Genomic DNA, 24,246 nt, shown 5'->3' on the forward strand with positions numbered 1-24,246 from the left:
TCTTGTGATTATCTTCACTTTTTAACAAAAAATATTAAACAATTGTCGATTGCCCAATACTAACATTATCATTATTGAAATACAGTAAATCGTCTTTACTGAAAATAAAATTAGAAACAAACTCTCCTACTTCATTTGTACCGAATTTAGAATCTGGTTTCAAATCAACTGTAACTACTTTGTATTCAATTGCTTTTTCTACTGCTTTATAAATAACATTAGCTTCTTTAGTTAACCCAAAATGCTCTAACAAAAGCGCCGCTGCTAAAATCGAAGCAATAGGATTGGCAATATTTTTACCTTTTGCTTGCGGATACGATCCGTGAATTGGCTCAAACAAAGCATTTTTTTCTCCTAAAGATACAGATGGCAATAATCCAATTGAACCTGTAATTACACTTGCTTCATCTGATAAAATATCTCCAAACAAATTCTCAGTCAAAATCACATCAAATTGTTTCGGATTCAAAATCAGCTGCATTGCTGCGTTATCAACAAATAAGAAATCAAGTTTAACATCTGGATAATTTTCGCTCACTTTCTGAACTACTTTTCTCCACAATCTAGAAGTTTCTAAAACATTTGCTTTGTCAACCATTGTTAGCTTTTTGCGTCGTTTTTGTGCCGATTGAAAAGCTAGATGTGCAATTCTAGTAATTTCTTCTTCTGAATATTCACATAAATCTGAAGCGTGTGTCCCTTCTTCATTTAGTGTTTTAGTTCCAAAATAAGCTCCACCAGTTAATTCTCTAAAAATGGTAAAATCAGCTCCTTCAATAATTTCTCTTTTTAAAGGAGAAGATTCTATTAAGGCTTTATAAGGTTTTATAGGACGGATATTAGCAAATAAGCCTAATTCTTTTCGCAGTTTCAGTAATCCTTGCTCCGGACGGACTTTTGCATTCGGATTGTTATCATATTTAGGATCTCCAATTGCACCAAGCAAAACTGCATCTGTATTTAAGCACAGATTGAGCGTTTGTTCCGGTAAAGGACTTCCTGTTTTATCGATAGCAACCGCTCCCATTAGGGCTTCTTCAAAAACAAATTCGTGATTGTACACTTCGCCAATGGCATACAAAGCTTTTTTAGCTTGTAAAATTACTTCAGGCCCAATTCCATCTCCTGGTAAAACTGCAATTTTTAAATTCATAATCCCTCGCTATTTTATGTCTTTAAATCCTTATTGTTCCTAACTTATTTTTTAATATTAACTTCTGATTAAATCTCCTTCTATTTTAGAAGCTTCAATAATTTGATGAATATCTTCGTCTAAAACTTCTTTTTTGATATCTGCGAATTTCAAGAATTCAACATAAACGATATCCAATTGTACTTTTGTCAATTCGTAACCAACTTTTTTAGCTCTATAAGCCAAAGCCGCTCTTCCGCTTCTAGCTGTCAAAATAATTGAAGATTCATTTACTCCAACATCTAGCGGATCCATAATTTCGTAAGTTGCTCTGTTTTTAATTACACCATCTTGGTGAATTCCAGAACTGTGTGCAAAAGCATTTGCTCCAACGATAGCTTTATTTGGCTGTACAATCATTCCCATACTTTCAGAAACCAAACGACTCATTTCGTTTAATTCTCTAGTATTAATGTTTGTATCTAAGTTTAAGTAAGGATGCTGCTTGAAAATCATAACCACTTCTTCAAGCGCAGTATTTCCAGCTCTTTCACCAATACCATTAATAGTACACTCAATTTGTCTTGCACCATTTATAGCTCCTGCGATTGAGTTTGCAGTTGCCATTCCTAAATCATTATGACAGTGGCATGAAAGGATTACGTTTTCGATTCCTTTTACGTTTTCTTTAAGGTATTTAATCTTAGCTCCATATTCTTCTGGAAGGCAATATCCTGTTGTATCAGGAATATTTAATACAGTTGCACCAGATTTAATCACTTCCTCACAAACTTTTGCTAAGAATGCATTGTCTGTTCTACCTGCGTCTTCTGCGTAGAATTCTACATCTTCTACATACGATTTTGCGTGTGCTACAGCATATTTTGCTCTTGCAATAATATCTTCAGGCGTAGTTTGTAATTTGTGGAGGATATGAGATTGTGAAGTTCCGATTCCAGTATGGATTCTAGGTTTCTTAGCATGCTTTAAGGCAGCTGCAGCAACATCAATGTCGTTTTTTACGGCTCTTGTTAGTCCGCAGACCGTTGCATTTTCTACAATTTTACAAATCTCAGAGACCGATAAAAAATCGCCTGGACTTGACACAGGAAAGCCTGCTTCGATAATGTCAACTCCCATTTTGTCTAGTCGTTCTGCGATAACTAATTTTTGCTTAGTATCTAACTTACATCCTGGAACTTGTTCACCATCTCGCAAAGTGGTGTCAAAAATTTGAACTTTCTCTCTATTCATATTCATTAATTTAATGTAATTTCACATCTTGATAACAAATATATATTGTACTATCGCAGTACGAAATTCATTTTAATGAAATTATACTGTTCATAAAACGATTTATACCTTATTAAAAACTTAATTATCAATAAGTTACATTATTATTTTTTACAATGGCTAACCATCAAAAAGATTTCTTATTTGTTTTAATCAAATCACTTTCGAAATCAGAAAAAAGACAGTTTAAAATTTTTGCAAGCCGATTAGAGACGAGTTCAAACACAAAATTTATCGAATTATTTAATATTTTAGATAAATCTGAAGTTTATGATGAAAAGCTCATTCTTAAAAGTGGTGTAATTCAAAAAGTACAGCTATCTAACTTAAAATCATATTTATACAAACAAATTCTCGTAAGCATTAGATTGAATATTCCTAGCCAGAATATTCGATATCAGCTGCGCGAACAAATGGATTTTGCTGTTATTCTTTATAATAAAGGACTTTATAAGCAGAGTTTAAAAATCTTAGACAAAACAAAACAGCAAGCTCTTGAAAATGACGAAAAATATATGGCGTATGAAATTGTTGAATTCGAAAAACTAATCGAATCACAATATATTACCCGAAGTATTCAAGGCCGCGCCGACGAATTGGTAATTCAAGCAAAAGAATTGAATTACAGAAATACTATTTCAAGTAAATTATCCAATTTATCGCTACAGTTATACGGAATAATGCTGAAAACTGGTTATGTAAAAAATGATCAGGAATACAAATACATAGACGATTATTTCAACAGACATATTGCAAAATTGGACGAAAGTAAATTTGGCTTTCGCGAAAAATACTGGTTTTACAATGCTAATCTGTGGCGAAGCTTTTTGGTTCAAGACTTTTTGGCCAGTTATAAATATGCTTACAAATGGGTTCAGCTTTTCTATGATAATCCGAACATGATTTATTTAAATCCGGTCTTTTTCTTAAAAGGAAATCACTATTTCTTAGAATCGCTTTATATGTTAAAGTATAAATCTAATTTCAAGAAATACTTGAATCTTTTGGAAGAAACGATTTCTGATCCAAAATTTCCTGCAAATGACAACATTGCTTCTTTGTCGTTTCTTTACGTTTATAACAATAAGCTAAATCTTCATATTTTAGAAGGCACTTTTGCCGAAAGCGAATATTTGATTCCTGAAATTCTAGAAAAACTGAAAATTCACAGCGAACATTTAGATGAACATCACGAAATGTTATTCTTTTATAAGTTTGCCTCTATTTATTTCGGAAATGAAAAATACAACGAATGCATTAACTATTTAGATAAAATCATAAATAACAAGAACTTAACCATGCGCGAAGATTTAATGTGTTTTGCGAGGTTATTATCTTTGATTGCACATTATGAACTTGGAAAAGATTATTATTTAGAAAATCATTTAAAAAGCACTTATAAATTCTTATTGAAAATGAATGATTTACACGAAGTTCAAAAAGAAATTATCAAATTCTTGAGAAACTTAAATAATTTTTATCCTGCTGATATTAAAAAGGAATTCAAAAAAATGCACGCTCGTTTTGTAGAGCTAGAAAAGAATACTTATGAAAAAAGAGCTTTCTTATATCTAGACATTATTTCATGGCTTGAAAGCAAAATTGAAAACCGAAAGATTGCTGATATAATTAGGGAGAAAGCGAAGTTAAACAACAGATAAAAATTCCAATTTTTAAAAATACAAATTCCAATAAAAATGGCGTTAAGAATTAATCTTAACGCCATTTTTGTCATTTCGACGAAGGAGAAATCTTCACGAGAAACTCCGTGCAGCAATTCTTCAATCTTTGTCGAGCTACTTACGAAGATTTCTCCTCCGTCGAAATGACAAACTAAGAGAAAAAAAACAAAGTCGAAAAGTTTTAAAAATCTGTCGGATTTACTAAAAGCAAAAAAAATCCCAAACTCCAATAATTTGGAATTTAGGATTTTTTAATTAGAATTTCTTTAAAACTTATTCCACAATATTAGAAGTCGTAACATAGAAGTTTTTATCTACTTCCAATTTTCTATCTTCATTTTCAGTTTTAATAGATTGCCAATCTGTTGTTGGTTTTAGCCAAGTTTCAACACCGTTAATTTTAACTTTTACTGGCATATCAAATTTAGAAACACAGTTTGTCCAATGATATCCTAAAGTTCCGTTTTTAAACATGTATTCGAAAACAGGAATTTTTGTAGTCGTTAAATATTGTGCATAAACTCTATTAAAATTAACTCCAGCTTGTTCGTTAATATAATCTTCAATTTGTTTTGAAGTCACCGTTTGATGATAAAAAGTCTTATTTAAACCTCTCAAAATCGATTTCCACTTCTCATCATCATTTACAATTTGGCGAATTGTGTGCAGCATATTAGCACCCTTCGGATACATATCACCAGAACCTTCATTGTTTACATCGTAATGGCCAATAATTGGTTTATCATTTTCGATATTATTCCTACAACCAATTACATATTCTGCACCAGCATCTTTACCATAATAATACTCCAAGAAAAGACTTTCAGAATAATTGGTAAAACTCTCATGAATCCACATATCTGCGATGTCTTTGTAGGTAATATTGTTCGCAAACCATTCGTGTCCAGATTCATGAATAATGATAAAATCAAATTTCAATCCCCAGCCTGTTCCGCTTAAATCACGTCCTAAATATCCTTGTTTATATTGATTTCCATAAGTTACAGAACTTTGATGTTCCATTCCTAAATATGGAACTTCAACTAATTTATAACTGTCTTCATAAAACGGATAAGGTCCGAACCAATTTTCAAACGCTTTTAGCATTTTTGGAGCGTCCTTAAAATGTTCTTTTGCTAAAGCCAAATTGTCTCTTAAAACATAATAATTACAATCTAAATCGCCTTTTTCTCCTTTAAATACTTCAGAGAAATTCACATAATCCCCGATATTGATGTTGACACCATAATTATTAATCGGATTCGAAACATACCAATTGAAGGTTTTTGTTCCGTCTTTTTCCTTTTTTACGCTTTTCAATCTTCCGTTAGAAACTTCTGTCAAATCTCCAGGAACATTTACACTAATAAGCATACTCTCCACTTCATCATACATATGATCTTTGCAAGGCCACCAAACACTTGCTCCTAAACCTTGACAAGATGTAGCAATAAAATCTTTGCCGTTTTTATCTTTTTTCCAAGAAAAACCTCCGTCCCAAGGCGCTCTAACTGCTTCTTTAGGTTTTCCTTCGTATGAAATTACAATCTCTTTTGTATCTCCAACTTTTTGTTTTTCAATTAAAGTTATAAAAAAAGCATTTCCATCTCTTTCAAACTTCAATTCTTTTCCGTTTTGAGTTACTTTCGTAATATTCATTGGCTGCTGCAAATCAATCTGCATTCTGTTGTTTTCTGTTAAAACAGTATAACGAACTGTGTTTGAACCCGAAATAAATTTCTCAGAAGGTTTAACTTTCACATCCAAATGATAATATTTCAAATCCCACCAAGCTCTTTCTTTTGTTATGCTTCCGCGTAAGGTGTCTTGATGTGTAAAAGCAGTCTCAGATTTATTTAAAAGTCCTTGTGCATTTGCAGTAAAACCAACTAAAAAGGCGATAAATGCGCCACCGAAGTATTTTTTCATTATTTATAAATTTGTAATAAATAAGGTAATTAAACCCGCTTAATCTTCAACAAATGTACACATTCAGATCAATAATTTTGTTTTTTTGTCATTTTGAAAATAAAAAAAATGTTATCAAATTCATTATTCTTCTCTATTTTAGTGCTTTTAAACTGTAGAATTCACAATATGAGATTTAAAGCAATCGTTCCTTTTATAATTGTACTATTTTCGGCCGCTTCAAATTCCCAAAATATTCCAGTTCATAAAACTAAAAAACAAATAGTAGTTGATGGAAATTTATCAGATTGGGAAACACCATTTTTAGGTCCGTTTGTGATTCATAATTCAGGTGAAAAAGCAACACAAAACACTTTTGTTTCACTTTCGTGGAATGAAGAAAACTTCTTTATAGCTTATAATTGTAAAGATTCTAAAATTATTGGAACATCTCAAAAGAAAGATTCCCAGATTTTTTATACTGACGATTTAATAGAAATTTTTATAGATCCAGACGGAGATGGAAAAAACTACATTGAAGTTGGAGTAAATGCCTTTTCGACTAATTATGATTTACTATTAAAATGTATTTCGCCAGAATGCGGCGGATGGAAAACTACAACAGATTTTGATATAAAAGGAATGGAAACAGTCAGTAAAATAAATCCTGAAGGATATACTGTAGAAATTAAAATTCCATTTTCTAGTCTTGAAAAAATTAAAAACGGTCATTTTGAGATGCCAAAAACAGGCACAAAATGGAAAGCAAATGCTTTTAGAATTGATTACGGTAACACGATTGAATACCTTGCATTACAACCATATAAGAGTTTAAAATTTGGCTTTCATCAGCCAGCTGAGTTTGCTGTTTTTGAGTTTGGAGAATAGTTTTTAATGAATTGAAATTGCTGAAATTCGGTTACTCTATAATATTCGGCATCATCGACTAAATGAGCGAAGGATGAATTCGTCATTTTCATTTCATAAATTTCAAAAATTGATTTATTTCTAACAAAATACATATTAGAATAAAATCTGTCACTTAAATTTCCATGGCATTTGTATGTTTCTAAAAACATTGAAATGCCTTTTTTTAAGACTGTTGGATTTGTGAAATCTTTTGGAAGGAATATGTCTATAAAAGCGTTCTTATCTACATACAATTCACCTGTACTATCATTAATTGGATAATAATTTCCATTTGGTGATTTTTCTAAAAACAAAATTAATCTCTGCCCTGCCTTTAATTCTTTAATTCTAGGATCGCAAATCCATTCTTTCCAAATAGTTACGTTAATTTTAGGACTTGATTTTCCTTTTACAAACTCATTTATCGTAAATTGATAATCATTTTGGAACACTTTAGAAATAGTTCCGTCAACTATTAAAACAGCTTTAGAAATTACAATGGAATATGGCGTAACATTTTTTTTAAAGCCATAATTTAAAGTCGGAACCAAAAACAAAAACAAGCATACAAATAATTTCATAGAAATATTATTTATACTAAAATAATATATTTTTTTATCATTTTAACCAAAAGGAGAAATCGCACTAGTTAATCGACAAAGATTGGAGATATTCTTTGCGGAATTTCTAGTGCGATTTCTCCCTTTGGTCGAAATGACAAGTTGTTTTATTTTTGACGTTTCTTCAAAACCTCAATAACATCATTCAATTGAAAGCCTTTTGCTTGAAGCAGAATCAAATAATGGAAAAGCAAATCGGCGCTTTCGCTAAGGAATAAATCATCGTTATTATCTTTTGCTTCAATAACCACTTCTACCGCTTCTTCACCTACTTTTTGAGCAATTTTATTGATTCCTTTTTCGAATAAAGAAGCAACATAACTTTTTTCAGAATCGGCATTTTCTCTTCTTGTTTTGATTGTATTTTCTAACTGAGAAATAAAACCATAATTTGCATCGTTTGGTTCTTGCCAGCAAGTGTCTGCACCAGTGTGACAGGTTGGCCCGACTGGTTTTGCTTGAATTAAAAGTGTATCGCCATCGCAATCATTTTTAATACTTACTAAATTTAAAAAGTTACCGCTCTCCTCGCCTTTTGTCCAAAGTCTTTGTTTTGAACGGCTGAAAAATGTCACTTTCTGCGTTTCTATTGTTTTTTGAAGCGATTCTTCATTCATATAACCCAGCATCAAAACATTTTTTGTTTCTGAATCCTGAATTATAGCCGGAATTAATCCGTGTGCGCTTTTGATATCGATTTCCATAATTTTAGTCTAAAGTTGTAAAGTCCAAAGTCTTAAAGTCAAAACTATAATCGAACTTCTATATTATTATTTCTTAATTCTTGTTTTAAAGCCTTGATTTCGATTTCTTTAAAATGAAAAACACTTGCAGCCAAAGCCGCATCAGCTTTTCCTTCTTTAAACGAATCCACGAAATGCTGCATATTTCCAGCTCCACCAGAAGCAATAATCGGAATATTTACCAATTCTGAAAGTTTAGCCAAAGCTCCATTTGCAAAACCATTTTTTGTGCCGTCATTATCCATAGAAGTAAACAAAATCTCTCCTGCACCACGTTTTGCAACTTCTACAGCCCAATCGAAAAGATTTAATTCAGTCGGCACTTTTCCGCCAACTAAATGCACAATCCATTGTCCATCAATTTGTTTGGCGTCAATTGCAACGACAACGCATTGACTTCCGAATTTCTGAGCCAAATCGTTAATCAATTGCGGATTTTTCACTGCTGATGAATTAATCGAAACTTTATCTGCGCCGTTATTCAACAGAATATCAACATCTTCAACAGATGAAATTCCACCACCAACTGTAAACGGAATATTGATTTTCTCTGCCACGCTTCTCACCATATTTACAAGAGTTTTGCGTCTTTCTTCTGTTGCAGAAATATCCAGAAAAACCAATTCGTCTGCGCCTTCAGCTGAATAAATTTCTGCCAGTTCTACAGGATCTCCAGCATCGCGCAAGTCAACGAAATTAACACCTTTTACAGTTCTTCCGTTTTTTATATCTAAGCAAGGTATTATTCTTTTTGCAAGCATTTTTCTTTGTTGTTTCACAGAGATTCACAAAGATTCTCAGAGCTACGCAAAATTTCGTGAATCTTTGCGTTTTGCTTTGCGCATCTTTGCGAAATAATCTTATTTATTTAAAATATAATTTTCAAGTTGCTTTAATGTAATACGCCCTTCGTAAATAGCTTTTCCAATTATGGTTCCTTCGCAACCTAATTCAGCCAATTTGGGTAATTCGTCGAAAGTTGAAATTCCTCCCGAAGCGATTAGTTTTACACCTTTTGCTTCTTCTAAAATTTTACCGTACAAATTAAAACTTGGACCTTCAAGCATTCCGTCTTTTGCAATATCGGTACAAATAACGTACTGAATACCTTTACTTTGATAATCTTGAATAAAAGGAACTAAATCTTCATTTGATTCTTCTAACCAACCAGAAACAGCAATTTTTTCATCTTTTGCATCTGCTCCTAAAATAATTTTTTCTGAACCATATTCTGAAATCCATTTTTCGAAAATTGCTCTATTTTTTACAGCAATACTTCCGCCTGTAATTTGATTTGCACCGCTTTCAAAAGCGATTCTTAAATCATCATCCGATTTTAATCCGCCTCCAAAATCAATTTTTAAACTAGTTTGCGTTGCGATTTGCTCCAATATTTTATAATTGACAATTTTGCTCGATTTTGCACCGTCTAAATCTACTAAATGCAGATATTCGATTCCGTGTGCTTCAAATGATTTCGCCACTTCAAGTGGATTTTCGTTGTAAATTATTTTGGTATCATAATCACCTTTTGACAAACGAACGCATTTCCCGTCGATGATATCTATAGCTGGTATTATTCTCATTTGATTTTAGATTTTAGATTAACGATTTTAGATTTTTTATTCTCCAAAACCGATTAATATTTTTATTGATTTTTGATATTGAAATTGATTTTTGATATTGAAATATTTACATTTTTAAAAAATTTCCCAAAATCTTTTCTCCAACATCTCCGCTTTTTTCTGGATGAAACTGAGTTCCGTAAAAATTATCTTTTTGCAAAGCTGACGCGTATTCTACATCATAATTCGTTGTAGCAATAGCTTCATCGCAATTTGGCGCATAAAAACTATGAACCAAATACATAAACTCATTTTCTGAAATTCCGTTGAATAAATCGGTTTTTAAATCATAAATCTGATTCCAACCCATTTGCGGTACTTTTACGTTGTTTGAAAATTTCAAAACATCAACATCAAAAATTCCTAAACCTTCTGTACTTCCTTCTTCAGTTTTATTGCACATCAATTGCATTCCCAAACAAATTCCTAAAACTGGCTGTTTCAGATCGGGAATTAAACTATGTAAACCGCTTTCACGAAGTTTAGCCATCGCAGAACTTGCTTCTCCTACACCTGGAAAAATCACTTTATCTGCCGATTTAATTTCGTCTGGATTATTACTCAAAACTGCCTTAAAACCCAATCTTTCAATAGCAAACATAATGCTTTGAATATTTCCTGCTCCGTAATTTATAATTACTATTTTCATTTAATTTTAGTCTTAAAGTCTAAAGTCTAAAGTCTTAAAGTCGTTTGCATATCCGCAGTATAGCGAAACTTTCGACTTTATGACTTTCAACTTTTGACTAATTTAAAGCATTCCTTTCGTTGAAGGCAAAATCATTTTTTCGGTATCTCTTTTTACGGCTACTTTTATCGCTTTTGCGAAAGCTTTAAAGATTGCTTCAATTTTATGATGCTCGTTGATTCCTTCTGCTTTGATATTTAAGTTCGCTTTTGCACCGTCTGTAAATGATTTAAAGAAATGATAAAACATTTCAGTTGGCATCTTACCGACCATTTCACGTTTAAATTCCGTTTCCCAGATCAGCCAATTTCTTCCTCCAAAGTCAATTGCAGCTTGCGCTAAACAATCATCCATTGGAAGGCAGAATCCGTAGCGTTCGATTCCTAATTTATTTCCTAACGCTTTCGCGAAAACTTCTCCCAAAGCAATTGCCGTATCTTCGATTGTATGATGTTCATCGACTTCTAAATCGCCTTTTACCAAAATTTCTAAGTCCATTTGGCCATGACGCGAAATTTGATCTAACATGTGATCGAAAAAGGCAATTCCGGTATCTATTTTACTTTTTCCAGTTCCGTCTAAGTTCAAATTGATATAAATATCCGTTTCGTTTGTTTTACGCGTAATAGAAGCCGAACGTGCTTCTAATTTTAAAAACTCGTAAATCGTTTTCCAATCCATTGATTGCAACACAATTGTTTCATTTAGTTCTTCACGTTTCGATGATATTTCAGTGCTTCCCGCTCCATCTGTGTCATTCATAAAAATAGCTTTTGCACCTAGATTTTTAGCCAATTCAACATCAGTTAAACGATCTCCTAAAACAAAAGAATTCTCTAAATCATATTCTGGATTATTCAAATATTTTGTAAGCATTCCAGTTCTAGGTTTGCGTGTTGGTGCATTTTCTTCCGGAAAACTTCTGTCAACAAAAATCTCGTCAAATACAACTCCTTCGTTTTCAAAAGCCTTTAAAATGAAATTTTGCGTTGGCCAAAACGTATCTTCCGGAAAACTATCCGTTCCTAATCCGTCCTGATTGGTTACCATTGCTAATTCATAATCTAATTCATTAGCAATTTTAGCCAAATATTGAAACGCTTTTGGATAAAATTCTAGTTTATTTAAACTGTCTAATTGTAAATTTTCTGGTTCTAAGACAATCGTTCCATCACGATCGATAAAAAGTACTTTTTTCATGCTTTATAATTTTTTCTGCCACAGATTAAAAGGATTAAAATGATTTTTTTTTGCCACGAATTACACTAATTTTCACTAATTTAATTTGTGCTAATTCGTGAAATTCGTGGCGAAAAACAAACTCAGACAGATAAAAAAATCCTTTTAATCTGTGAAATCTGTGGCTATATTCTTTAATTCAACAACTTTAATTCTTTAATTACAACCGCATTTTCTTCTTTTGTTCCAATTGTGAAACGAAGACAGTTTTCGCATAAAGGCTGCGTGGTTCGGTTTCTGATAACAATTCCTTTTTCAATTAATTGACTGTATCTTTTATTGGCATCATCGACTTTTGCTAGAATAAAATTAGCTTCCGTTGGATATACTTTTTCTACAAAATTAACTTCTAGTAAAACTTTAAGTAACTCTTCTCTTTGTTCAATAATAGAAGCTATTTCTTGTTTTATTTTTTCAGAATCTTTTAAACGTTCTTTTGCTCTTTGCTGCGTTAATTCGTTAACATTATAAGGCGGTTTAATTTTGTTTAAAATCGAAATCACTGCTTCAGAAGCATAACAAATTCCTAAACGAATTCCTGCCAAACCATACGCTTTAGAAAGTGTCTGGGTAATCACTAAATTTGGATAAGCATCTATTTCTACTAACCAGCTTTCTTTATCTGAAAAATCAATATAAGCTTCATCAATTACCACTAAGCCTTTAAAGTTTTGAAGCAATTTTACCACACTTTCGTCTGAAAAAGAATTTCCTGTTGGGTTATTTGGCGAGCATAAAAAGATGATTTTTGTATTTTCATCAACTGCTTCTAAAATCTTTTCTACTTGTGGCTGAAAGTCAGTTGTTAACAAAACTTCTCTATTTTCTATAGCATTAATATTTGCCAAAACACCATACATTCCGTAAGTTGGTGGCAGCGAAATAATATTATCTTTATTTGGCTCGCAAAAAGCTCTAAAAAGCAAATCCAAAACTTCATCACTTCCGTTTCCTAATAAAATCTGACTTTGTTTTGTTAAATTATTTTTAGCCAAAATTGCTTTAACAGAATTCTGTTGTGGATCTGGATAACGGTTTACTCCATTTTGAAAAGGATTTTCGTTTGCGTCCAAAAAAATCATTTCGGCTGTGTCAAAATCCTCAAACTCATCTCTTGCTGAAGAATACGGTTTTAATGATTTTACGTTTTCACGTGTTATTGTATTTATATCGAATTTCATTATCTTAATTTTTAGAATATAGAAAACAGAATAAAGAGAATAGACTAGTCATCTGATTTGAAAATTTTTCTATATTCTTTGTTCTATACTCTTTGTTCTTTTTATTTATTCTAAACTCTTCAATCTTAAAGTAACTGCGTTTTTATGCGCTTGCAAGCCTTCAGCTTCAGCCATCAATTCTATTGCTTTTCCGATATTCTGAATTCCTTTTTCTGAGATTTTTTGAAAAGTCATTGATTTCATAAAACTATCCAGATTTACACCGCTGTAATTCTTTGCATAACCGTTTGTTGGCAGCGTATGATTGGTTCCAGAAGCATAATCGCCTGCACTTTCTGGAGTGTAATTTCCAATAAAAACCGAACCAGCATTTACAATTCCGTTGCAATAGAAATCATCATATTCTGAACAGATTATAAAATGTTCTGGCCCGTATTCATTAATTAAATCCAAAGCGATTTGATCACTTTCTACATAAATCAATTTCGAATTTTCTATCGCTTTTTCTGCAATAGCTTTTCTAGGAAGAACTTCTAATTGTGACTGAATTTCTTGCTCTACTTCGCTGATTAATTTTCTAGAAGTAGAAACCAAAATCACCTGACTATCTGTTCCGTGTTCTGCTTGAGAAAGCAAATCTGACGCAACAAAAGCTGGAACCGCTGTGTCATCAGCTACAATTAGTAATTCTGATGGTCCTGCCGGCATATCAATCGCCACGCCAAATTGTGTCGCTAATTGCTTTGCTACTGTTACAAATTGATTTCCAGGTCCGAAGATTTTATATACTTTCGGAATAGATTGTGTTCCAAACGTCATTCCAGCAATGGCTTGAATTCCGCCAACTTTTAAAATTTTAGTAACGCCACATAAATTTGCTGCATACAAAATAGCTGGATTAATTTTTCCTTTTTTATCGGGAGGCGAACACAATACAATTTCCTTACATCCCGCAATTTCTGCAGGAACTGCCAACATTAAAACCGTAGAAAACAAAGGCGCTGTTCCTCCAGGAATATACAAACCTATTTTCTGAATCGGTCTTTTTTCTTGCCAGCAATTTACGCCCTCGATTGTTTCTACTTCAACTCGATCTGTTTTTTGCGCTCTGTGAAATTTATAAATATTGTCTTTCGCTAATTGAATTGCTTTTTTTAATTCGTTCGGAATCAACGCAATTGCTTCGTTTATTTCTTCTAAAGAAACTTCATAATTATCTTGAGAAATTCCGTCAAAAATAGAAGTGTATTTTGCTACTGCTTCGTCTCCTTTTTTCTGTACTTCTCTAAAAATTTCTTTTACCGTAACCTCAATATCATCAATGGTTTGAGTTGGTCTTTTTAGTATTTCTGACCAGGTTTCTGGTTTTGGATTATCTATTTTATTCATTTTTTTATGCTTTATGCTATAAGCTTTAGGCTTTAAGCTTTCCTTACTTTATATTTTTTTGGCTTAAAGCTTACTGCCTAAAGCCTAAAGCGGGCGAAGCCCTAAAGAACCATTTTCTCAATTGGGCAAACTAGAATTCCTTCTGCACCAACTTCTTTCAATTGATCTATTACGTCCCAGAAAGTATCTTTATCAATTACAGAGTGAACGCTGCTCCAGCCTTCTTGTGCTAATGGTAAAACGGTTAAACTTCTTAAAACTGGAAGAATTTTTCCAACGGCATCAATTTTGTCGTTTGGAACGTTCATTAAGATATATTTTGAATTTCTAGCTCTTAAAACCGCTTGAATTCTGAATTTTAAAGTATCAATGTGTTTTTGAATTTCTGGAGAAACTTTTGGAGAAACTGCCAAAACTGCTTCACTTTTCAAAATAACTTCAACTTCTTTTAAGTTATTTTTGAACAAAGTGCTACCGCTAGAAACGATATCTACAATAGCATCGGCAAGACCAATATTTGGAGCAATTTCTACAGAACCAGAGATTTGGTGAATATCTACGGTCAATCCAAATTTACCAAAAAATTCATTAACTGTATTTGGATAAGAAGTCGCAACGCGCAAACCAGCTAAATCCTGAACTGAATTATATTCGAAAGTTTTAGGAACAGCAACTGACACTTTACATTTCGAGAATCCTAATTTCTGAACTACTTCAATACCTTTTCCTTTTTCTACCAAAAGATTGTCGCCAACGATTGCTAAATCTACCACTCCGTCAATTAAATATTGAGGAATATCAGAATTTCTTAAGTATAAAACTTCTAGAGGAAAATTAGAAGCTTCGGCTTTTAATTGATCGATTCCATTGTTGATTGAAATACCGCAATCTTTTAAGATTTGAATGCTGTCTTCGTTTAAACGACCTGATTTTTGAATTGCAATTTTTAAAGTACTCATTTTTTTTAGTTGTTTGTTGGTTTATAGTTTGAGTACAAAGAGAGTTAGAATTAAAAAACCCGTTTGATGTACTCAAACGGGTTTTAAAATATGATGATTTACACGCATATCATTAACACATCGCTTGAGAGCAATAATGTAAATGATGATGATGTAATTGAATTGAAATCATGATTTTGTTTTGTTTTTTACTTCTTTGATTCGGTTGCAAATATAATAGATAAATTAATTAAAAAGCAATTTTTATTTTAACTTAACGATAGTTTATTGTTAAAAAACGTTTTGAGCCGCTTATATTGCAATGATTTTGAAATTATTTTAATGAATTATCATATTCGTCAAAAACCAATAAAACTTTGGTTCCTTTTCCTATTTCGCTTTCTATTTTAAATTTAATTTGTAGAAGATCTGTCATTCTTTTTACAATAAACAAACCTAATCCAGTTCCTTTAATTTCAGAATGATTTAGAGAATCAGATCTAAAAAATGGATTTAAAATTGATTCCAAATCCTTTTTTGCAATTCCAATTCCTTCATCAGAAACAAGACAATTTATTTTATTTTTCTCTCTAGATAAAGAAATTTTAATTCTAGTTCCATCTTTAGAATATTTCACAGCATTTGAAATAATATTTCGAAGAATTGTAACGGTTAAATAGTTATCAGAATAAACACCAAATTCTTCAACAGCTTCTAATTCAACATTGAGCTTTTTAACTTTAATTTTCTCAGCATTCAATGTCAGAACGTCTAGAATTGCAGCATTTAAATAAACATTTTCTTTCTTGATATTTTGCTTTTGATTTTCAAAACGTGCCATTAAAAGCAATTGATCTACAAGAGAATTTAAGTGATCAACTTCATTTATACAGTAATTAATTTTTTCTTCATATTCTTTACTATCGCGCGTTTTACGAATCAATACTTCAAGTGTTCCTTTAATAACTGTTAAAGGTGTTCGAAGTTCGTGCGAAGCATCTGAAGTAAACTGTTTTTCACGTTCTACTGCGTCTTCAATTCGATTTAAAAGATTATTAATTGTTTTAGAAAGCGTGAACAATTCATCTCTTGTTTTTGGCAGCGGAATTCTAGATTTCAGATTATCTTTTGTGATAATTTTAGAAGTATAAATTATATCATTAATTGGCTTTATGCTTCTTCCTGCATAAAATCGAGCTAGAAAAAACAGTATTAAAAGAATAATTGGAAAAGTAATCATCAAAGTATCCAACAGATTTTCTAAAACTTTTGAAGAATCAGAAAGAGACATCGCAATAATCAGATAACCGATTTTCTTCGATTTTAAATGAAGCGGAACTTGAATTTGACGAATTTTATTGCCTAATAATTTGGTATCAAAAAGCTGAAAATGGTCTTTATTTTCATGAAAAACTAATTTTTCATTTTTCAAATTAGGAGACTTTTCGATAATCTTTTTATTCAAATCTAAAAATTGGACAAAAACAGGATTTACATCAACAGAATTATGTTCCCTTTCCTCCCATTCTTCGGCATCCATAAAGACTATTACTTTTTTTTCAATTCTGATTTCTTTTAAGTGATCTTCAATTTCGATTCTTAAATTCTCGTCAATATGATTGTAAACAGTAAGTTTTACAATGAAATAAATAGCCGAAAAAACAGCCAAAACCAAAAGTCCGGTTCCAACAATGTAATTTAAAGCAATTCGATTTTTAAAAGATAGTGATGTCATTTATTAATCATTGGCGATATAACCAATGCCGCGAATAGTTTTGATATAATCTTCTTCAATTTTAAGGTTTAGTTTTTTACGAATCGCATTCATAAAAACATCAATAACACCAGTATCATACTCGAAATTAATTTCCCAGACATCTCGCAAAATCTGATTTCTAGTACATACTTTCCCTTTATTCTGAATCAAATATGTTAGCAATTCAAACTCTCTTTGCGTTAAAGAAATCTCTTCTTCGCCTTTCAAGACAATATGTTTTGATAAATCAATCGTAATTGTTCCAAGCGTTAAGATTTCCGTTTTGATTTTATTTCTAAAATGAACTTTTATGCGTTCTACAAGTTCTTCAAAACTAAATGGTTTTTTAATGTAGTCATTTGCTCCTGCTTTTAAACCTTCAATTGTTTCTTGAACAGTATCTTTTGCAGTCAAAAAAATAATTGGAGTAATTTGATCTTTAACTCGAATCGCTTTACACAAATCCAATCCATTTATTTTTGGAAGCATCCAATCTAAAAGAATCAAATCAAATTTCTGTTCTTGAACCAGTTCAAAACCTTTAGAACCATCATTTGCAGTGGTTATTTGATAACCTTCTTCCTGTAGACCTTGCTTTAAAAACTGAACAATTCCTAATTCGTCTTCTACTATTAAAATATGCATCTATCGTATTTAATTAAGATTCGTTTTCATTTTTTGTAAGTCAAAGATAAAGATTTTTAAAGTTGAAAATTAAGATTTAACTGATGAACCTAATAATATCATAATCTTAAGCAAACTTTAAGATAATGCTAAGTAAGGTTAAAGTCTAACTTAATCTGACGTTAATCAATACAAATTAATTTTGTAAAAAAATAAATACAATGAATATTTTCAAAAAACTTTCACCTTTTTACAATCTAGCCCTATTGTACTTTATTGTAAGTTTCACCCTTCGAATAGTTCTTTTGTTTCATCCTATAACGCAAAGTTCTTTTACTTTTTCTGAAAGTTTGAAAATCTTTGGTTTAGGTTTAATTTCAGACTTTTTTGTATTTGTACTTTCTGCTTCCTTTTTATGGCTGTATCTTATTTTTATTTCAAATTCAAAATACAACAAACCTTACGGTTATTTTATTCTAGCTGGTTTTGTTCTAGCGTTAATTTATGTGGCTTCGGGAAAAAGTATTTTTGATGAATATGGAGGCGCTTTGCCTAAAATCGTTCTGATTTTTATTTCAATCAAAACTGCTTTATTTGCACTTTTTCTTTTTGCGCCAAAATTTAAAAATAAAATAAGATTTTGGCTTTTTGCTTTTGTGATCTTTTTATACGTCTTGATAATTCTTCAAAATGCTATAAGCGAGTTTTTCTTTTGGAATGAATTTGGAGTAAAATACAACTTTATTGCAGTTAATTACTTGATTTACACAAATGAAGTAATTGGAAACATTATGCAGTCTTATCCGGTTATTCCAATATTTTCTGCATTATTTATTATCACTGGAATTATTACTTTTTTCATTATTAAGAAATCAAAGAACTATATTGAAGAGATTCCGACAATTCAAGAAAAGCTTAAAATTACAGCAATTTATGGTGTTTTATTCTTAGCCTCTATATTTGCGATTCCATCATTGGCAAAGACGGAAAATTCTAAAAATATTTTTGTGAATGAATTGCAGGCAAATGGTATTTACAAATTCTATTTAGCCTTTCAGAATAACAAATTAGACTATTTCAAATTCTACAAAACAATCCCAAATAATGAAGCTTTTGCACTTTTAAAACAGCAATTACAAGCGATTTCTGGACAAAATACTTTACGTGAAATAAAAGATGATTCTATCGAAAAATGTAAAAATGTAGTTCTAATTACAGTGGAAAGTTTAAGTGCTGATTTCATGAAAATGTATGGAAACAAAGAAAATATCATGCCATTTCTGGATAGTTTAGCACAAAAAAGCTTATTGTTTACCAATGTATACGCAGCAGGAAACCGCACCGTTCGCGGACTTGAAGCGGTTACTTTGTGTTTGCCTCCGACGGCTGGTGAAAGTGTTGTGAAAAGAGAAGACAATAAAAATAAATTTTCTACAGGATCTGTTTTTCAAAAAAAGGGTTATAATGTAAAATTTATGTATGGCGGAGATGCTTTTTTTGATAACATGCAGGATTTTTATTCTGGAAACGGTTATCAAATTATAGACAAATCGAGTTTTAAGCCAAACGAAATTACGTTTTCTAATGTTTGGGGAGTTTGTGATGAAGATATGTACAACAAAGCAATCAAAATCATGAACGTTGAAGCGAAGCAAAATAAGCCTTTTTTCAATCATATAATGACGGTTAGCAACCACAGACCTTTTACTTATCCTAACAATAAAATTGATATTCCTGGAGATATTAAATCAAGAAATGGCGGTGTAAAATATACTGATTATGCTTTGCGCCAGTTTTTTAATCAAGCTAAAAAACAAGCATGGTTCGAAAATACTGTATTTGTGATTGTTGCAGATCATTGCGCGTCAAGTGCTGGAAAAACAGAACTTCCGTTAGATAAATATCGAATTCCGGCTTTAATTTACGATCCGACTTCTAAACCTGAAAAATGCAATAAATTAATGTCGCAAATTGATATTATGCCAACTTTATTTGGTTTATTAAATTTTGATTACCAAAGTAAGTTTTTCGGACATGATGTTTTTGAATCTGATTATAAACCTAGGGCTTTTATTGCGACCTATCAGGATTTAGGATTGATAAAAGACAATATTTTGACGATTTTATCTCCTAAACAGCAAATAAAACAATTTCAATTAGAATTAAAACCCGATGTTAATCTTTCTCCTGAATATCAAATCCATTACAACGAAATTCCGTTAAAAGTTGAAAACAAAGATTTAATAAATGAAACCATTTCATATTATCAATCAGCTTCTTATGTATTGAAAGAAAAAGAATATCAGCTAAAAGACTTAAGTTTAAACGCCAAAAATGCTAAGTTATACGCAAAACTTCATTAATAGAAAAAGCCTCAAAATCATTAAGAATTTGAGGCTTTTATTTTTATTTTCAGTTAGACTAGAAATAAAAATTAATCATTTTGATTTCTCATTCCGAACAAATCTCCTTTTTGAAAAAGATCCCAGTCTTCCTTTAATGCTTTAGCATTTCTTTTTGTTACTTCAGGAGAATCTAAATCACTTAAATCAGGTTTTCCAGCATCTACCCACGCAGTATACCAGAAACTTGCCGTTGCTGTTATTGCCTTTTTCATTTGGCTTTCTACCATTCCGTTTAATTGCTCATGCAGTTTTTTAGCATATTCATCAGAGAAAACAGCTGTATTGTATTTACTTTTCAATACTTTGCCTTCCGCATCCATTTTAAAAACTTGGTTTTCTGGCGTCGCGGTTCTCAGTTTTTTATCAATATCTAATAAAGGTTGCGCCAAACTGTGTGTATCGTTTATCATATCCCAAATTGCTTTGTGAACATCTTCATAATGATGAGCATAAGGCACATTCAGTTTATAATTTTTAGCAAATAATTCTGGAAGTCTGCTCTCCCAAAGAGAATGAATTCCTTTTTGATCGCTTAATTGCCCGTCGTGATTTGCAGAAGTATGCAGTGGCATGTGCGCATCACCAATATAATGGCCTAAATCTGCTGCCAAAAATAAGATCTCCGCTCTATTTTTGTCTTTAAAAGCTTTTGTCAATTTCACCATCATATCTTCAATATACCAAGGTAAAATTCCGTTATCGCTCAAAAATTTAGCGTCATATTTTTTCTTTGCTTCTTCTAAATTTTTTGGGTAACTATCTGCCGAGCCAAAATTTTCCATATCAAAATAATGTCTTGGACCTTCATCTTTATAACTTAAAGCGTATTTACGGATATCTGGTACTGAAGCTTCCTGTGTGATAAAATCAATGTGATTATAAAAGAAAGTCTGAAGAGGATGCGGTAATGCCATTACAGCTGCTTTATTAATTCTTTCATGTCCTACAATTCCCCAGGATAAAGTAAAAAAACCAACAATTAAAGCACACAACGCTATTAATTTTGGTCTCATTTGGATTTTTTTCATTTGTTTTTTTTATTAGAGGGAGCAAATTTAGCTTTAATTAGAGAATACGCAAAAAATACTGTTATTAAGATTATATTAATTTCACTTTTTGAGTTTTTTGATTCCTGAAAGTAGCATAAGTTCAAATTAACAATAATTTTCTTCATACATTTGTTTTGATTAAATGACACCATTTTATGCGCCAGATTATTTTAAACTTATTTCTGCTAATTTCTGCTCTATCTTTTGCACAAGAAAATGATTTACAACTTAAAAACGTCAGCGACACTATATTAAACCCAAAAAGAATTCTCAAAGTTTCCGATCCATTAAATAGTGAAAAGACAATGCAAATGCTATTTCCTGGCAACTTATACCATCTTGCCGATAAAAATACTTTTGTAAGCTGGAAATGCAAATCCTGCAGTCCATCACCTTTTCTAGATGTAAATGGTGTCGAAGGCGATCAATTATTTCCATATACAGAAGGTGTTGCTACGAGACTTCGTACTACGATTGATTATTCAGATTCTAAGGGAAATCAATTCAAAATATTAGCTTTCAACCATTCTGTTCATGATGAAGACGGACTTCAAACTGGACGTTTTTCTGGCGGATTACTAGGTTTGGCAAAATTTGCAAAAAATGGCAATTCTTGGGAAATGAGATCTTTTCAGCCTGCAGTTGCTGCTTTTGGTGCTTTTGCACAATGTCCGACTCCAAAATTAGTTGAAATCGGAGAAGATCAGTTTGCTTTTACTTTAATTCATGCAAATGGTGGTGCTGGCGGCGCTTACGAAGGTTATCTTTACCTCATTGCTGGTTTTGGCGGAAAATATCAACCAATTTTAGAAGTCAATAATTATCAGTTAACCAATTCTTCTTTTATCGCTTGGAGCGGATCTTATAAAGTTGTAAATGATAATTCTAAGAAACATTTTAGAGACATCATCATTACCACAAAAGGAACTTATAACATAAAGGCAAGAGGCGAAGATGAATTTGACGTTGAATTTCCTGAAGAAATTGCAACTATGGCAAAAACCAAAAAGGCATTTAATTTTGAGATTGAAAGACGTTTTGTGTTTAAAAGTAAATTTTATAAAATGATAGACAAACCAATTGTCAAATTCTCTAATGTGAAATAATTACCCTAGATAAACAATTGATACCAAAGCTAAAACAGCAATAAATATCCAAAGCATAACTCCTTGCAAGAAAGGCTTCACTCCTACTTTTTTTAAAGTTGTAAAATTTAAAGTTGCTCCAATCAGAAAGAGCGTAATTGTTAATCCGATTTTAGCAATACCTACAAGATGCGCAGAAAAAATTGCCGTTGCGGGAAAATAAGTATTTAAGAGCATTGCCAGAATAAACAAACCAATGAAATATGGAATTTTTATTTTTGTTCCGACGATTCGGGATTGTTTCTTGAAGAGAAAAGCCGTCAGCAAAGAAATCGGAATAATCCATAAGGCTCTTGCCACTTTTACTGTTGTTGCCACTTGCAAAGCTTCTGCACCGTATTTATTTGCCGCTCCAACAACCGAACTCGTGTCATGAATGGCTATCGCGCACCACAAACCAAAATCTTTTTGAGATAAATCTAATTGATGTCCGATAAAAGGAAAAACAAACAAAGCGATAGAATTCAATATAAAAATCACTCCCAAAGCAATAGAAGTCTGATTTTCATTTGATTTTATAACCGGTGTAATTGCAGCAATTGCACTTCCACCGCAAATTGCAGTTCCGCAAGAAATTAAATGAGATGTTTTTTTATCGGTTTTCAACCATTTGCCTAATAGAAAACCGAAGACTAAAGTACTGAAAATTGAGAATATTGTTAGAACAAATCCTTCTTTTCCTGCTGATATTGCACTATTTGCATTCATACCAAACCCCAAACCGACAACAGAAAACTGCAATAAAAATGTGATGGCTTTGCTATTAAATTCAGCAAAAGGATTTCCGAAGACGTTCACAAGTACAACTCCCAATAATAATGCTATTGGAGGTGAAATTATTGAAAAAATGCTTAACAGAATTACAGCCAAAAAAAGCGCTTGCTGCAAAAAGTGATTAATTTCGAATAATTGTGATGCTGAGTGTTGTTTTGTTTTCAAAATAAAGGTAATTGATATTTACCCTGCAAAGTTCCATCGTTTATATTGAAAACGCCAATCGTAAATTACAATTGACTATAACTTCAAGTTATAATGACTTGCTAAATTCTGAATAAAAAGCTCTGATAAAGAATCTGATTTTCCTTGTAAAGTGATGATGTAAAAATATCTCTCGATTGATAAATCTTCTACATCTAAAACGATTAATTCTTTATTTTTCAATTCTTTACTTACAGCATGAATTGACATAAACGCAAAACAATCAGAATTAAGCAAATATGATTTTATGCTTTCTGTACTTCCTAACTGCATTTCGATTTGTAAATCTGTAAATTTCACTCCAGCTTTTTTTAATGCAAATTCTATAACTTCAAGTGTTCCAGAACCACGTTCTCGAGTGATGAATTTCATTGATTTTAAGTCGTTTATTGAAATTTCATTTTGCTTTACGAATGGATTTTTACTATTGCAAACCAAAACCAATTCGTCTTTTAAAAAGGGAATATATTTTATCGACTGATTCTTAGATTGTCCTTCAACAATTCCGATTTCGATTTCTTTGTTGATTAAGGCATTTTCGATTTGTTCCGTATTTCCATTCAGCAAATTGACTTTTATGTCTTTTTGCTTTTGATGAAAACTCGCCAAAACTGGAGATATAATGTATTGTGAAATAGTTGTACTCGCTCCTAATCTCAATAAACCTTGACGTTCTTTGTTAAACGAACTCATTTCAAAGTCTATTTCTCGGTAAATATCAAAAATACTTTTGGTATATTTTAGCAGAATCTTTCCTGCTGGAGTTAAAGCAATTTTAGAACCGTTTCGTTCAAAAAGTTTGGTTTTATAAGTTTCTTCAAGTTCTTGGATATGTTTGGAAACTGCTGGCTGGGTAATATACAATTCTGTTGCCGCTTTAGTAAAATTAAGGCGGAGCGCAACGGTGTAAAATACTTTTAGCCTGAAATCCATTGGTTTTAT

Annotated in this window: 21 protein-coding genes; 4 read left to right on the forward strand and 17 right to left on the reverse strand. The window is 31.7% G+C overall.

Features of this window, described 5'->3' with window-relative positions; genetic code table 11:
• Positions 1-34 precede the first annotated feature (34 nt).
• Entirely contained in the window at positions 35-1,153 is a 1,119-nt protein-coding gene (leuB, locus tag P0R33_RS00445) for a 3-isopropylmalate dehydrogenase (protein WP_276173614.1), read from the reverse strand.
• A 57-nt stretch (positions 1,154-1,210) separates the two neighbouring features.
• Positions 1,211-2,386, reverse strand: a complete 1,176-nt coding sequence (locus P0R33_RS00450) for a 2-isopropylmalate synthase (protein ID WP_276173615.1) — start codon at positions 2,384-2,386, stop codon at positions 1,211-1,213.
• A 155-nt stretch (positions 2,387-2,541) separates the two neighbouring features.
• Between P0R33_RS00450 and P0R33_RS00455 the strand changes: the two genes are divergently transcribed.
• The gene (locus P0R33_RS00455) at positions 2,542-4,086 is read left to right on the forward strand and encodes a hypothetical protein (protein ID WP_276173616.1); all 1,545 of its coding nucleotides are present in this window, start codon (positions 2,542-2,544) and stop codon (positions 4,084-4,086) included.
• A 294-nt stretch (positions 4,087-4,380) separates the two neighbouring features.
• Here P0R33_RS00455 and P0R33_RS00460 read toward each other — a convergent pair whose 3' ends face one another.
• Positions 4,381-6,036: a M1 family metallopeptidase gene (locus tag P0R33_RS00460; protein ID WP_276173617.1), complete on the reverse strand. Its 1,656-nt coding sequence runs from the start codon at positions 6,034-6,036 to the stop codon at positions 4,381-4,383.
• Positions 6,037-6,144: 108 nt separating this feature from the next.
• On the opposite strand from P0R33_RS00460, the gene P0R33_RS00465 reads away from it, so the two are divergent.
• Complete coding sequence (locus P0R33_RS00465; protein ID WP_276173618.1) at positions 6,145-6,903, forward strand: carbohydrate-binding family 9-like protein; 759 nt, start codon at positions 6,145-6,147, stop codon at positions 6,901-6,903.
• On the opposite strand, the gene P0R33_RS00470 is transcribed toward P0R33_RS00465, so the two are convergent.
• The 11 genes from P0R33_RS00470 to P0R33_RS00520 all read right to left on the reverse strand — a co-directional run bounded on the left by P0R33_RS00470 (position 6,864) and on the right by P0R33_RS00520 (position 17,748).
• Entirely contained in the window at positions 6,864-7,505 is a 642-nt protein-coding gene (locus tag P0R33_RS00470) for a hypothetical protein (RefSeq protein WP_276173619.1), read from the reverse strand. The two genes, P0R33_RS00465 and P0R33_RS00470, sit on opposite strands and share 40 nt — an antisense overlap.
• Before the next feature lie 146 nt (positions 7,506-7,651).
• Entirely contained in the window at positions 7,652-8,248 is a 597-nt protein-coding gene (gene hisIE / locus P0R33_RS00475; protein WP_276173620.1) for a bifunctional phosphoribosyl-AMP cyclohydrolase/phosphoribosyl-ATP diphosphatase HisIE, read from the reverse strand.
• A 44-nt stretch (positions 8,249-8,292) separates the two neighbouring features.
• Positions 8,293-9,048: an imidazole glycerol phosphate synthase subunit HisF gene (hisF, locus tag P0R33_RS00480; protein WP_276173621.1), complete on the reverse strand. Its 756-nt coding sequence runs from the start codon at positions 9,046-9,048 to the stop codon at positions 8,293-8,295.
• Between the two features lie 99 nt (positions 9,049-9,147).
• On the reverse strand, positions 9,148-9,873 hold the full coding sequence (hisA, locus tag P0R33_RS00485) for a 1-(5-phosphoribosyl)-5-[(5-phosphoribosylamino)methylideneamino]imidazole-4-carboxamide isomerase (RefSeq protein WP_276173622.1): 726 nt from the start codon (positions 9,871-9,873) through the stop codon (positions 9,148-9,150).
• Positions 9,874-9,979: 106 nt separating this feature from the next.
• Positions 9,980-10,561, reverse strand: a complete 582-nt coding sequence (gene hisH, locus P0R33_RS00490; RefSeq protein ID WP_276173623.1) for an imidazole glycerol phosphate synthase subunit HisH — start codon at positions 10,559-10,561, stop codon at positions 9,980-9,982.
• Positions 10,562-10,663: 102 nt separating this feature from the next.
• A complete protein-coding gene (hisB, locus tag P0R33_RS00495; protein WP_276173624.1) occupies positions 10,664-11,800 on the reverse strand; it encodes a bifunctional histidinol-phosphatase/imidazoleglycerol-phosphate dehydratase HisB in 1,137 nt (378 codons plus the stop codon).
• 173 nt (positions 11,801-11,973) lie between these two features.
• A complete protein-coding gene (hisC, locus tag P0R33_RS00500) occupies positions 11,974-13,020 on the reverse strand; it encodes a histidinol-phosphate transaminase (protein ID WP_276173625.1) in 1,047 nt (348 codons plus the stop codon).
• Between the two features lie 105 nt (positions 13,021-13,125).
• Complete coding sequence (gene hisD / locus P0R33_RS00505; protein ID WP_276173626.1) at positions 13,126-14,409, reverse strand: histidinol dehydrogenase; 1,284 nt, start codon at positions 14,407-14,409, stop codon at positions 13,126-13,128.
• A 101-nt stretch (positions 14,410-14,510) separates the two neighbouring features.
• Positions 14,511-15,368 carry an ATP phosphoribosyltransferase gene (hisG, locus tag P0R33_RS00510; RefSeq protein WP_223705863.1) on the reverse strand — a complete coding sequence of 286 codons (858 nt, stop codon included), beginning with the start codon at positions 15,366-15,368 and terminating at the stop codon, positions 14,511-14,513.
• A 313-nt stretch (positions 15,369-15,681) separates the two neighbouring features.
• Entirely contained in the window at positions 15,682-17,082 is a 1,401-nt protein-coding gene (locus P0R33_RS00515; RefSeq protein ID WP_276173627.1) for a HAMP domain-containing sensor histidine kinase, read from the reverse strand.
• 3 nt (positions 17,083-17,085) lie between these two features.
• A complete protein-coding gene (locus tag P0R33_RS00520) occupies positions 17,086-17,748 on the reverse strand; it encodes a response regulator transcription factor (protein WP_276173628.1) in 663 nt (220 codons plus the stop codon).
• A 200-nt stretch (positions 17,749-17,948) separates the two neighbouring features.
• On the opposite strand from P0R33_RS00520, the gene P0R33_RS00525 reads away from it, so the two are divergent.
• On the forward strand, positions 17,949-20,090 hold the full coding sequence (locus P0R33_RS00525; protein WP_276173629.1) for an LTA synthase family protein: 2,142 nt from the start codon (positions 17,949-17,951) through the stop codon (positions 20,088-20,090).
• Positions 20,091-20,161: 71 nt separating this feature from the next.
• On the opposite strand, the gene P0R33_RS00530 is transcribed toward P0R33_RS00525, so the two are convergent.
• Positions 20,162-21,160 carry a zinc dependent phospholipase C family protein gene (locus P0R33_RS00530; protein ID WP_276173630.1) on the reverse strand — a complete coding sequence of 333 codons (999 nt, stop codon included), beginning with the start codon at positions 21,158-21,160 and terminating at the stop codon, positions 20,162-20,164.
• 176 nt (positions 21,161-21,336) lie between these two features.
• Between P0R33_RS00530 and P0R33_RS00535 the strand changes: the two genes are divergently transcribed.
• Positions 21,337-22,287, forward strand: coding sequence for a hypothetical protein (locus P0R33_RS00535; protein WP_276173631.1), 951 nt, complete (start codon positions 21,337-21,339; stop codon positions 22,285-22,287).
• Here the strand turns inward: P0R33_RS00535 and P0R33_RS00540 are convergent, their stop codons facing one another.
• Positions 22,288-23,265, reverse strand: a complete 978-nt coding sequence (locus P0R33_RS00540; RefSeq protein WP_276173632.1) for a putative sulfate exporter family transporter — start codon at positions 23,263-23,265, stop codon at positions 22,288-22,290.
• 75 nt (positions 23,266-23,340) lie between these two features.
• Positions 23,341-24,237 (reverse strand): LysR family transcriptional regulator, encoded by an 897-nt coding sequence (locus P0R33_RS00545; RefSeq protein ID WP_276173633.1) that lies wholly within the window; start codon positions 24,235-24,237, stop codon positions 23,341-23,343.
• Positions 24,238-24,246: the final 9 nt, after the last annotated feature.

It is taken from the genome of Flavobacterium sp. YJ01 (genome assembly GCF_029320955.1).
GTDB lineage: Bacteria > Bacteroidota > Bacteroidia > Flavobacteriales > Flavobacteriaceae > Flavobacterium.